12 protein-coding genes and 1 pseudogene are annotated in these 11,194 nt (G+C 66.7%); 5 read left to right on the top strand and 8 right to left on the bottom strand.

What is annotated here, in order from left to right; all coding sequences use genetic code 11:
* Positions 1 to 182, top strand: a pseudogene (locus B4K29_RS14990) (IS256 family transposase); the annotation flags it as partial.
* A 29-nt stretch (positions 183 to 211) separates the two neighbouring features.
* Here B4K29_RS14990 and B4K29_RS14985 read toward each other — a convergent pair.
* Both B4K29_RS14985 and dprA read right to left on the bottom strand, forming a co-directional pair.
* Complete coding sequence (locus B4K29_RS14985) at positions 212 to 619, bottom strand: hypothetical protein (RefSeq protein WP_286967973.1); 408 nt, start codon at positions 617 to 619, stop codon at positions 212 to 214.
* Positions 620 to 715: 96 nt separating this feature from the next.
* Positions 716 to 1,720, bottom strand: coding sequence for a DNA-processing protein DprA (gene dprA / locus B4K29_RS14980; RefSeq protein ID WP_286967971.1), 1,005 nt, complete (start codon positions 1,718 to 1,720; stop codon positions 716 to 718).
* A 199-nt stretch (positions 1,721 to 1,919) separates the two neighbouring features.
* Between dprA and B4K29_RS14975 the strand changes: the two genes are divergently transcribed.
* The gene (locus tag B4K29_RS14975; RefSeq protein ID WP_286967970.1) at positions 1,920 to 2,291 is read left to right on the top strand and encodes a sulfate permease; all 372 of its coding nucleotides are present in this window, start codon (positions 1,920 to 1,922) and stop codon (positions 2,289 to 2,291) included.
* A 135-nt stretch (positions 2,292 to 2,426) separates the two neighbouring features.
* Here the strand turns inward: B4K29_RS14975 and B4K29_RS14970 are convergent, their stop codons facing one another.
* The 4 genes from B4K29_RS14970 to B4K29_RS14955 form a co-directional block, all read right to left on the bottom strand.
* Positions 2,427 to 3,374, bottom strand: coding sequence for a hypothetical protein (locus B4K29_RS14970; protein WP_286967969.1), 948 nt, complete (start codon positions 3,372 to 3,374; stop codon positions 2,427 to 2,429).
* Positions 3,340 to 4,071: a hypothetical protein gene (locus tag B4K29_RS14965; RefSeq protein WP_286967967.1), complete on the bottom strand. Its 732-nt coding sequence runs from the start codon at positions 4,069 to 4,071 to the stop codon at positions 3,340 to 3,342. Before B4K29_RS14965 ends, B4K29_RS14970 begins: the two co-directional genes overlap by 35 nt.
* Complete coding sequence (locus B4K29_RS14960; protein WP_286967965.1) at positions 4,068 to 5,207, bottom strand: putative PEP-binding protein; 1,140 nt, start codon at positions 5,205 to 5,207, stop codon at positions 4,068 to 4,070. The genes B4K29_RS14965 and B4K29_RS14960 overlap by 4 nt, the downstream gene beginning before the upstream one ends.
* Positions 5,208 to 5,347: 140 nt before the next feature.
* The gene (locus tag B4K29_RS14955; RefSeq protein ID WP_286967963.1) at positions 5,348 to 5,683 is read right to left on the bottom strand and encodes a hypothetical protein; all 336 of its coding nucleotides are present in this window, start codon (positions 5,681 to 5,683) and stop codon (positions 5,348 to 5,350) included.
* Between the two features lie 289 nt (positions 5,684 to 5,972).
* On the opposite strand from B4K29_RS14955, the gene B4K29_RS14950 reads away from it, so the two are divergent.
* On the top strand, positions 5,973 to 6,347 hold the full coding sequence (locus B4K29_RS14950; protein WP_239263595.1) for a hypothetical protein: 375 nt from the start codon (positions 5,973 to 5,975) through the stop codon (positions 6,345 to 6,347).
* Between the two features lie 131 nt (positions 6,348 to 6,478).
* Positions 6,479 to 8,554, top strand: coding sequence for a threonine--tRNA ligase (thrS, locus tag B4K29_RS14945; RefSeq protein ID WP_286967962.1), 2,076 nt, complete (start codon positions 6,479 to 6,481; stop codon positions 8,552 to 8,554).
* Between the two features lie 66 nt (positions 8,555 to 8,620).
* On the opposite strand, the gene B4K29_RS14940 is transcribed toward thrS, so the two are convergent.
* A complete protein-coding gene (locus tag B4K29_RS14940; protein ID WP_286958681.1) occupies positions 8,621 to 9,199 on the bottom strand; it encodes a GNAT family N-acetyltransferase in 579 nt (192 codons plus the stop codon).
* A gap of 104 nt (positions 9,200 to 9,303) precedes the next feature.
* Here B4K29_RS14940 and B4K29_RS14935 point away from each other — a divergent pair, with 104 nt between their 5' ends.
* On the top strand, positions 9,304 to 9,789 hold the full coding sequence (locus B4K29_RS14935; protein WP_239263604.1) for a DoxX family protein: 486 nt from the start codon (positions 9,304 to 9,306) through the stop codon (positions 9,787 to 9,789).
* A 74-nt stretch (positions 9,790 to 9,863) separates the two neighbouring features.
* Here the strand turns inward: B4K29_RS14935 and B4K29_RS14930 are convergent, their stop codons facing one another.
* The gene (locus B4K29_RS14930; RefSeq protein ID WP_286959584.1) at positions 9,864 to 11,189 is read right to left on the bottom strand and encodes a bifunctional o-acetylhomoserine/o-acetylserine sulfhydrylase; all 1,326 of its coding nucleotides are present in this window, start codon (positions 11,187 to 11,189) and stop codon (positions 9,864 to 9,866) included.
* Between the last annotated feature and the right edge of the window lie 5 nt (positions 11,190 to 11,194).

The following is an 11,194-nucleotide window of genomic DNA, read 5'->3' as shown; positions in this document are numbered from 1 at the left end:
CCCGCGTCGTGGCCTTCTCCCCAAACGACCCCGCCGTCCCCCCCCTCACCGGCGCCGCCCGGGCCGACCCCCCCGACGAATGGCAGGCCGATGCCCGCCGCTACCTCTCCGAAGGCTCCATGGCCAAGCTCTACCCAACCCGCGATACTGAGACCGTCGCCCTCGAAAAGAGCGACCGGTAGGCAACGAGCATCACCTCAAAGCCCACCACTCAACGGGGCTCTATCCTCCTCCTAGCGCTGGCCAGACGCTCTCTCAGCGTGGCCGAATCTTGGAGCATTCGAGCCACCCGCTCGCGCTCGAAGAACTCCGGCTCGACCCCGCCACATACGACGCACTCAAGAAGGCAGGCAAGGTACTGCTCGTCCAGTGAGAACCCGGTGTTGCACCTGCGACAACACTCAACGACCGGAAGGTTCGGCGGGAATGGTCGATCCAGGAAGGCGCGGGACGGAACATGGTCACGTGTGCGCTGCCTGGACACTGCCTCGTCGAGACTCCCCGCCGGGCCTTCCGCGCGAAGGCGGTCCAGGTCGATGGCATCAACAAGCAGACAACCGCAATAGACACACCCAGTATCGACGAGGCGCTCGTCGATGTGGATGTGGTTCGGGTCCATGACGCGAGCCTATTCGCGCGTCTGCAATCCTTCACGGAAGCTCTTCGGGAACGCCGCAATCGCCGTGTTGGGCGACGCGTCAGCGCTGCGTTGGGGCTACATCCCGCGCCAGGCCTGATAACCGACGGGGCCGGATGGGACTCGGGGTGTGGGCGAGTGCTTCAAGGGCTCGTTGCGCGGTCTCGTGTGGTCTGGTTGGTGGAGCAGCTCGATCTCGTCGGCATGGGCAACGACGCGGGCGACCCCCTCGGAGATGAGCTGATGCGGGCCGACACTTGTTGCGCTGGTCACCGGACCAGGAACAGCACCGACTGCGCGGCCGAGCTCGTGCGCGCGCCGGGCGACGGTCATTGATCCAGAGCGAACGCTGGCCTCAACCACGACCGTCGCTGCGGAGAATGCGGCCATCAGCCGTGCCCGAGCGAGGAAGCGGTGGCGTGTCGGTACTGCACCTGGTGGCACTTCACTGACCATGAGGCCGAGGTCTGCCACTCGCTCAAGTAGTTCACGGTGGCCCATCGGGTAGGGGCGATCAACGCCGTTCGCCATGACTGCGACTGTGTTGCCACCGGATGCCAGCGCCGCTCGGTGGGCGGCTACTTCGATGCCGTACGCGCCGCCGGCCACGACGATCCGCCCAGCGTTGGCGAGGTCGGACGCCAGCTCCGCCGCCACATGCTCGCCGTATGAGGTTGCGGCCCTCGCGCCGGTGATCGTGACGAGATCCCTGAGCGGTCGCGCGAGAAACGATGTCGTGCCGCGAGTCCACAGGACGTATGGTCGCCGGTCACCAAGATCGTCGAGCGCAGAGGGCCACTCCTTGTCGCCGGGGATCAGTGTGCCGATACCGGCGCGCTCGGCTGCGACGATGCTCTGCTCAAGTGTCTGAGCGTCTGAGCGCTCGAACTGGGCGCGCCAGACCTGAGCGTCAACGGTGCTGAGGCCTGTCACGGCGTCATCACGCTCGGCGAGTCGAAGCACCTCAAGCGCTCCCAGGTCGCCCAGGAGACGGCCTGTCACGGCGTCGTCTGGTTCGACGATCATCGACAGCACCATCCGTGCTGCGCGCTCATCCTGGACTACGTGGCTCAGGTTCGTCATCGTCAGGTCCTCTCACTCCTACAGAGAGGTGCGCGCGGCGACGCGGGAGCCCGAGGAGGGTTCCGTGTACGCCGACCCCGGCGTACAGTGGATGGTGAGGCAGGTTCTCCTCATATTGCGGGTCCTCCGGGACGGCCTTCGGGCACTCACACACGTTCTGTCTCCTCGACGGAGTAACACGTGTGACGAGAGGCCCGTCATGTTCCGCCTTATCTGGACGCTCAGCGTTCACACTCGCGACTACCTGCACCGCTACATGCCGAGCAACCGGCTGCTCACTGCCATCCGCACCCGCCGCGGACTCAAGTGGGGGATACCCGCGATGCTGATCGCGCTTCCGTACCTCCTGATGGCCAGCATCTGCTCTGGCGCCGCGGCCGACGGCGGCCCAGGCTGGCTCCACCTCATCGTGCTGTGGGCATGCTGGAACGCGCTCAAGTTCATCATCATGGGACCCGTGAGCGTTGCTCTGCTCATCCGTGCGCGCCTGCGCGAGACCGCGAACCGTCGTGACCAGCGCCGCGAAGCGGTCGCCGAAGCAGACACTCGTGTGCCGGTCCTTCGTTCCTAGGCACAACCGCCGACCGCAGCGGATGCCGTGATTCGCGAACGACCGCCCCGACCCGGCCGGATCACGACGCCGAGCGAAGCGAGCGCCTGCCTAACCGCTTGAGGCCCCGCCCCGGGCGCAACCAAGCGGAGTCTGTCAACGGGAATCGGAGTCTGGTTCCGAAATCAGCCGTCGAGCACCGCGTTCAGCAAGCCATGCGACGCCCAGCGAGCCGCCAAAGACGCCAAGAACAGTCACAAGCGCCAGCGCGATTGCCGACACCCACCGACCTGCGGCAATTTCGGCGACTAGAGGGCCTACGAGCGATTGCACAACCGAGCTCAAGGCAGCAACCAGTACGACAAAGGCGCTGATCGAGAACGCACCGCGTAATAGCACGAGCCGGTTTGCCTTCGTTGCCAAGTGGTGCTCAAGCGCGGCTTGATAGAAGCGAACCATCAGCGCAGTTGCGGCGAACCGGTAGAGGCGCCGACCGTCTTCCGCTTTGTGATAGAACGCATCTCTGAGCTCCGGCTCGGAGCCGTAAATGAGTGAGAAGCCATCAAGTTCGTCTACGCCACTATTGCGAGGGAAGACGCCCTTGGTTGCTTCCACCCGAGAGGAATAAGGCCCTAGAATGTCGTTCTTGCGATTATGCTGGAAACTGCGCAACATGATCCGGACTCGCTGATTGAAGAAGCGTTCAATACGATTCTTGTTTGATCCGCCGCGAGTCGCGTCGTAATCCATTAGCTGATCCTTAAGCTGCGTCACTGTCAGCAAGTGATCATTCGAAAGGTGCTTCTCCGGTGGGGCTTCCCCTTCGTTCCATTGAATAACTTGCCGCTCGGGACTCGCGTAGGCGTAGTCAAGGATGATGTAGTCGTATCGCTTCGAGCACTTATCGAGGAGTGACTGGAGTGTCTGCTCGGTGAAAGCGTACTGGTTGTCTTTGAACTCAACTGAGACCAATAGAGAGTCGATCTCCGGCTTGACGGTTCGCCTCCCCGTTGTCGCATGCATACCTCGTAGCCGTTCCTGGAGTCGCCCTAGCATCTCGGCGTCGTCATCAATGATTAGAGTGCGTAGCTTGATCTGAACCATGTGGGATACCTCCTTCCAGGGTCTCCGCGAGGCCGGCAGAGTGGCAGCCGCCGCGCTGGCAAAGAACGGCCATGGCATTGGCGATGACCTGTTCCACCGGTTGTGTGGCATCTATGCGCTGGATTTCGCCACCACACTCAACGAAGCGCTTGGAGCCGACCGCGATCTCCTCATAGATGTTCTTGTTTTCTTCGACACCAAGCTGCTCCTTGGGGCTGAGTTCATGCCATGGTCGAGCGGAGACCCTCGACCAAGTCAACTCGAAGGGGGCCTCAAGCAGGATCGTTGGTCCATCTGAGGCTGCTTGGACGATCTCTTCGAACGCCGGACGGTGCGACCTGTAGGCGTCTTCGCCAAGACGTCCAAGGTCCGAGATGAGCCAGCGGTCGAGAATGAGAACGCCGCCAGGCTCGCGGGCTGCGAGACGCTGCCAAGCGCGTGCGCCGCGTAGGAGCGCCTCCGCACGGGGGTCGAGGCGTTCGAGTCGCCCGTCTGAACGCTTGATCACCGCCGTCATAGCCGCAACACTGGCCTGGGCAGTTGCCCCAGATCGATCCGCCATGTTCGCGCGGATACCGCGGGCAGTGAGGGCGGCGGCGACACCTCGGGCGACGGTTGACTTTCCCGAACCGTCGATGCCGTCAATCGCCAATAGGTCAGCATGATTACCTATCCACTGTTGATCTACCATGCTCATTGGGGGAACACCAACTCGCGATGAACGCTCGCCGGGACAGAACGCGTCCACCTCACTCCTCGGAGTCCGCGCTCATAAGCGGCTGATGAATCCCGGTCTTGATAGAGCGAAACAGACGATCCCATGCGCGCCGCTGTCCGCACAGCGTCGCACACCGCGCGGACCAATCCCGGGTTACGATACTCGATCGCATGCGCGACTCTCGCGTTCGACCTGTCTGCTGCAAAGAAGAACTGCGCAATATCCTTCAGTCCGATGGCAAGGTCGAACCCGGAAAAAGCGGTCACCTCCGCGATCGCGGCTGGAGACTCAAGGAACAGAATCGGTGCGGGCTCGGCCTCGTCGAGCGGATTGAGTGCAAAATATTGGTCTAGATCCTCCGAGCGCGTGACAAATGGTAGAGCGTAGCGGACCTGCGGGCCCAGTGTTCGGACCATGGACCGTTCTGCCTGTGCGAGTCTAGTGTCCGCAATCAGGCGGCGGACACCATGTTCCCCGAGGTCGGGGTTTTCCTCCCTGGGCGTTCTCATCAGACGAGCTAGGGCATCACCAGTCCGGACATCAAGACCTCGAACAACCAAATCCACGCCGTCGGGAAGTGCATCGATCACTTCCTTCAGGTACGGGCGAGCAACGCGCTCCAGTTGCTCGCTCACGGAGATAGCTGGGTCCAGTTTGGAGACGAGTGCTGTTAGAACGTGCTCCATCCGAATAAAGGCCGAGCCCACTGATCTACCGTCGATTCGACTCGCATCGTACGAATCGAAGATTGACACCTGGAACGTCGGAGTGGTCTGCCCCGTGGCGTCGACATCGAGGACCCACGGCTCCTGCTCAGGTAACTCCAGTCGCCACAGTTGGCCCTCTTGCCGGAGGGCGGTTGGAGAGGCAACTGGGATGCCTTTGATCTTACAAATCACTTCGATGTGGCAATCACGGCCTACTTGTTCAGGGCAGACCGCCAGCACATTGCGCAGGTTGGCAGCGTCCAGATCATCGAGTGAGCGACAGACCACTATGCTTGGGACAACAGGGGACGCATCGGATGACACCGGGCCGACAACCAACTTCCCGGCCATATGTTGCATCCGCGTCACCTCCGATCGCTTGCCTTCGCTCGCGAACGCAGTCCGCATGTCAACTGGTCCCATGCTACGGGGCGGTGCTGCAGCTGCCCAAAGGGGCACGCGGGGCAACGCGGAACCACGTAGTCGCTGCTGGGCCGCGATGAGGCCCTACGTGCTAGCACCACTCATAGGTCCTCACCCATCACGAGTCAGGGAGCAGTGGGCGATCTGGCTGCGCGTCCACCGCCCGCCCGGATGTGGACGCAACAGCCAACCAGTGCGCGGCGGACTGCCTGAGGCCCCGCCCCAACCCTCACGCCGACCTCTACCAGCGTCAACCCGCTGAGGTAGAGGTCGGCTGCTTCGTGGATGCGGGAAGGGTCGAACCGTCCACGGCGGATGGCGACTTCCCGACGGGTGAGGTGCGCGGCGACCGTGCGGCGGTTCACTCCGAAGAGGGATGCCAGCTCGACGAGCGTCGCGCCCTCGCGGTACTGCGCCACCAGATCGTCGACCTGCTCGGGACGCAGCAGGGTTTGAGCCATCCCAAGTGATCGCACCATTCGCCCCCTGGAGTCGGAAACGGTAGGCTTGGAGGAGCGCTGGTCGTGGGTGTAGAAGCCCCGTGACCTGCGCAAAGAGAGGGTTTTCAGGTGTGGGCAGGGGTTCTCAAACTCTCTACGGAGGTCCACCAGCATCACGAGGGACCGGACGCCATGGGCATCCGGTCCCTCGTGCGTTGCCGGGGCATGAGTCTTGCGCTGTCGATGCCGGGCCGGATCCGGCTGGTGAGCGGATTGGCCCTGGTCGGTCCCGGGGGTGCACGCTTGACCCATGGCATCCAGCGTCACGCCCGTGTGGCCCCTCACCGACATCGCCGTGTATCCCGTCAAGGGTGAGCCGGGCCGTCCCCTGCGGCAGGCCGTGCTCACCGATTCCGGCCTCGTCGGCGACCGCGCCAAGCGGCGTCCGCTGCTCGTCGCCACCACCGCGCAGGCCGCCGGCGACCTGCGGGCCAACCTCGTCCTGGACATGGGCGACGACGAGCTGGCCGCCCTCGAGGGCCAGGAGCTGCGGATCGGTGACGTGGTGGTGCGCCTCGGTCGCAAGCCGAGCTCCTGCGAGGGCCTGTATGCCGAGACCGTCACGGGCGGCGACCTGCTGGTGGGGGACCAGGCGCGCGTCGTGCGCTGCTGCGCGTCCTTCTGACCACTCGGAGGGAGGTCATGCTGACCGAACCGAGTTGCCCCGCCCGATAGCCTAGGCAGCACGTCACCGCAGGGGTGGCGGCGGCCCCGCGAGGCAGCGGGACGTCATACGAGAACGAACTGGAGACACCTGTGTCAGCCGACATCACCGTGCACATCGCTGGAGACGAGCGAACGGTGGCGGCGGGCACGACTGCCGCCGATCTGTTCGCCGACGACCGCCGGATCGTGGTCGCGCGCATCGGCGGGGAGCTCAAGGACCTGGCGACCGAGCTGCGCGAGGGCGACGTCGTCGAGGGTGTCGACATCGCCAGCGACGACGGCCTGGACGTGCTGCGGCACTCCTGCGCGCACGTCATGGCCCAGGCGGTGCAGCAGGTCAACCCCGCCGCCAAGCTGGGCATCGGCCCGCCGGTCCGCGACGGCTTCTACTACGACTTCCAGGTGGACGAGCCGTTCACCCCCGATGACCTCAAGCAGCTCGAGAAGGTCATGCAGAAGATCGTCAACGAGGGGCAGACCTTCTCGCGGCGCGTGGTCAGCGAGACCGAGGCGCTGGAGGAGCTCGCGGGCGAGCCGTTCAAGTGCGAGCTGGTCGGCCTCAAGGGCTCGATGACGCACGACGACGAGGACGCCGGCGCCGGTGTCGAGGTCGGCGCGGGCGAGCTCACGATCTATGACAACGTGCGCCGGGACGGGACGGTCGCCTGGGGCGACCTGTGCCGCGGCCCGCACCTGCCGAGCACCAAGATCATCGCCAACGGCTTCAAGCTCATGCGCTCGGCCGCGGCCTACTGGCGCGGCAACCAGGCCAACGAGCAGCTGCAGCGGCTCTACGGCACGGCGTGGCCGACCAAGGACGAGCTGCGCGCCTACCTGGAGCGGCTCGCCGAGGCCGAGAAGCGCGACCACCGCAAGCTCGGCGTCGAGCTCGACCTGTTCTCCTTCCCCGACGAGATCGGCTCCGGCCTGCCGGTGTTCCACCCCAAGGGCGGCATCATCAAGCGGGAGATGGAGGACTACGTCCGCCGCCGGCACATCGAGGAGGGCTTCGAGTACGTCGGCACGCCGCACATCGCCAAGGACGGCCTGTTCCACACCTCCGGGCACCTGCCGTACTACGCGGACACGATGTTCCCGCCGCTGCACGTCGACGAGGAGCGCGACGACGCGGGCGAGGTGACCAAGCCGGGCCAGGACTACCGCCTCAAGGCGATGAACTGCCCGATGCACAACCTCATCTACCGCTCCCGCGGGCGCTCCTACCGCGAGCTCCCGCTCCGGCTCTTCGAGTTCGGCTCGGTCTACCGCTACGAGAAGTCGGGGGTCATCCACGGGCTGACGCGCGTGCGCGGCTTCGCCCAGGACGACTCGCACTCCTACGTCACCGAGGAGCAGGCGCCGGCCGAGATCAAGCACCTGCTCGACTTCGTGCTCGGTCTGCTGCGCGACTTCGGGCTGACCGACTTCTACCTCGAGCTGTCGACGCGCGAGACCGAGGGGCCCAAGCGGGACAAGTTCATCGGCTCCGACGAGCAGTGGGAGGTCGCGACCAAGGTCCTCGAGGACGTCTGCCTCGCGTCCGGGCTGGAGCTCGTGCCCGACCCGGGCGGCGCCGCCTACTACGGCCCCAAGGTGTCGGTGCAGGCGCGCGACGCCATCGGCCGCACCTGGCAGATGTCGACGATCCAGTACGACTTCAACCAGCCGGAGCGCTTCGGGCTGGAGTACCAGGCGGCCGACGGCACCCGCAAGCAGCCGGTCATGATCCACTCGGCCAAGTTCGGGTCGATCGAGCGGTTCATGGGCGTGCTGGTCGAGCACTACGCCGGCGCCTTCCCGGTGTGGCTGTCGCCGGTGCAGGTCACGGGGATCCCGGTGGCCGAGGACTTCGCCGACTACCTCGAGGACGTCGCGCGCCAGCTGCGCCGGCGTGGGGTGCGCGTCGAGGTCGACCACAGCGACGACCGCTTCCCCAAGAAGATCCGCAACGCCTCCAAGTCCAAGGTGCCGTTCGTGCTCATCGCGGGTGGCGAGGACGTCGAGGCGGGGGCCGTGTCCTTCCGCTACCGCGACGGGTCGAAGCGCAACGGGATCCCCGTGGAGCAGGCGATCGAGGAGATCGTCCGGTCCATCGAGTCCCGCGAGCAGGTCATGACCGCACCCATCGGGTCGCCCGAGGCTGCAGAGACGGCTGAGACTGCCTGAGCCACGACGGATCTCGTATGCCGAGAGGCGCCCACCCCAGCACGGGTTCGGCGCCTCTCGCGCTGCTCAGCCCTGCCTGACCGCGGCGAGGAGGGTGGCCAGGTGCGCGTCGGCGCGGGCGCCATACGTCCGGGTGTAGAACCGCTCCATGAAGGCGCGCGGGTCGGCGGGGGAGGGGCGCCCCGACCGGTGCCACAGCTGCAGGGGGACGGCGCCGCGGGGCCCGGGCATCACGTAGTCGCCCTGCCACGGGGCCGGCGCGAAGGCGTGACGGCGGTAGAAGTCGGCCCGCCGCGCCGCGTCCGGTGACGAGTCGGGCGGCTCGAGCTCGGCCAGGACGTCGCGGTCGCCGGCGGCCCGCACGACGTCCTCGAGCAGGGCGCCGCCGACGCCACCCGACCGTCGCCGGGGGTCGACCGCGAGGTACTCCAGCAGGTCGGCTCCGAGCTCGTGGTGGGGGACGAGCACCGCGATCGCCAGCACCGTGTCGTCGTCGTCGTCCTCGCGCGCGACGAGGACCTTGCGATCGAGGAGGCGATGCTCGAGGACGTCCGCCACCGGCAGCCGCTCGTCAGGGGGGAACGCGGCGAGGTAGATCGCGCGGGCCTGGTCCAGGTGGCGCGGCTCGAGGATCGTGGTCTGCATCCGCTCATGCTGCCGTGCCGGGGGCGCTGGATGCCATTGGTTGATCTTTCAAGTAACCATGCGTTATGTTTTGGTCCGTTCAGGTATCCGATCGAAGGACTCTCATGCGCTCCCTCCTGCACCCGCCCGCCGCGCTGCGCGACCTCGCGCTGCTGCTGACCCGCGTCGTGCTCGGCGTGGTCCTGATGGCCCACGGCTGGCAGAAGCTCGGCACGAACGGGATCGACGGCGTCGCTGCCGGTTTCGGCAAGATGGGCATCCCCGCCTCCGAGCTGGCCGCGTGGTTCGCCGCGCTGGTCGAGCTCGTCGGTGGCGCCCTCATCCTCGTCGGGCTGGCCACCCCGCTGGTCGCCCTGCTCGTCGTCCTCAACATGGCGGGCGCCTTCTGGTTCGCGCACCGTGACGGCGGCGTCTTCGTCACCGACGGTGGCTGGGAGCTGGTCGCCGTGATCGCGGCCGCGTCGCTCGCGCTGATCGGTGCCGGGGCCGGCCGGATCAGCCTCGACGGGCTGCTCGGTCGCGGCCGGGGCTCTCGTGACGGTCGTCGTCCCGTCGGCGACCGCGAGTCGGTCGGGGCCACCCGCGCCTGACGGCCCTGTCTCGCGAGCCGCGCCAGGTATGACGAGGCGCCCACCCCGATGTGGGGTGGGCGCCTCGCGCGTGCTCAGGCCTGCGCGCCGGCCGCAGCTGCTGCCTCGAGGCCCCGGTCGAGGTCCGCCAGGATGTCGTCGATGTGCTCCAGGCCCACCGACAGGCGCACCAGGCCGGGCGTGACGCCGGCGCCGAGGCGGTCCTCGTCCGACCCCTGCGAGTGCGTCGTCGAGGCCGGGTGGATGACGAGCGAGCGGACGTCACCGATGTTGGCGACGTGGCTGTGCAGCTCGAGGGCGTCCACGAACGCCCGCCCCGCCTCGACCCCACCGGCGATGTCGAACGAGAACACCGAACCGGACCCCAGGGGGCAGTAGCGGTCCGCGCGCTCCTTCTCCGGGCTGCCGTCGAGCGACGCGTAGTAGACCCGCTCGACCTGCGGGTGGCCCTGCAGGTGCTCGACGACGCGGCGGGTGTTGGCCAGGTGCCGCTCGATGCGCAGCGACAGCGTCTCGATGCCGAGCCCCACGAGGAAGGCGTTGAACGGCGAGCACGCCGAGCCGAGGTCGCGCAGCAGCTCGACGCGGGCCTTGAGGATGAACGCCAGGTTGGCGCCGAGCGCCGAGCCCACCCCGAGGTCGCGGGCGAAGACGAGCCCGTGGTAGCTCTCGGACGGGGTGTTGAGCTGCGGGAAACGCTCGGGGTCCTGGGCGTAGTCGAAGGTGCCGGCGTCGACGAGCGCCCCGACGATCGAGGTGCCGTGACCGCCGAGGAACTTCGTGGCCGAGTGGATGACCACGTCCGCGCCGTGCTCGATCGGGCGGATGAGGTATGGCGTCGCGACGGTGTTGTCGACGAACAGCGGCACGCCCGCGTCGTGGGCGACCTCGGCGATCCCCGCGATGTCGAGGACCTTCTGGTCGGGGTTGGAGATCGTCTCGCCGAAGAAGAGCTTGGTCTCCGGGCGGACCGCGGCGCGCCACTCGTCCAGGTCGGCCTGGTCGCTGACGAAGGTCGTCGTGATGCCCAGCCTCGGCAGCGTGTAGCGCAGCAGGTTGTAGGTGCCGCCATACAGCGCGGGGGAGGCCACCACGTGGTCGCCCGCCTGCGCGACGTTGAGGATCGCGAAGGTCGTCGCGGCCATGCCCGACCCCAGCAGGAGCGCGCCGACACCGCCCTCGAGCGCCGCGATGCGCTCCTCGATGACGTTGTTGGTCGGATTGCCGAGGCGGGTGTAGATCGGGCCCAGGTCCGTCAGCGCGAACCGGTCTGCCGCGACCTGCGCGTCGTCGAAGACGAACGAGGTGGTCTGGTAGATCGGCAGCGCCCGCGCGCCCGTCTCGGAGTCCGGGTTCTGCCCGGCGTGGATCTGCTTGGTCTCGAATGCCCAGTCGCTCATGGGTC

It is taken from the genome of Arsenicicoccus sp. UBA6765 (assembly GCF_002453335.1).
GTDB classification, from domain to species: Bacteria; Actinomycetota; Actinomycetes; order Actinomycetales; family Dermatophilaceae; genus Arsenicicoccus; species Arsenicicoccus bolidensis.
Note: the sequence above shows the minus strand (reverse complement) of the source record. Positions and strands in the feature narration are given on the sequence as shown.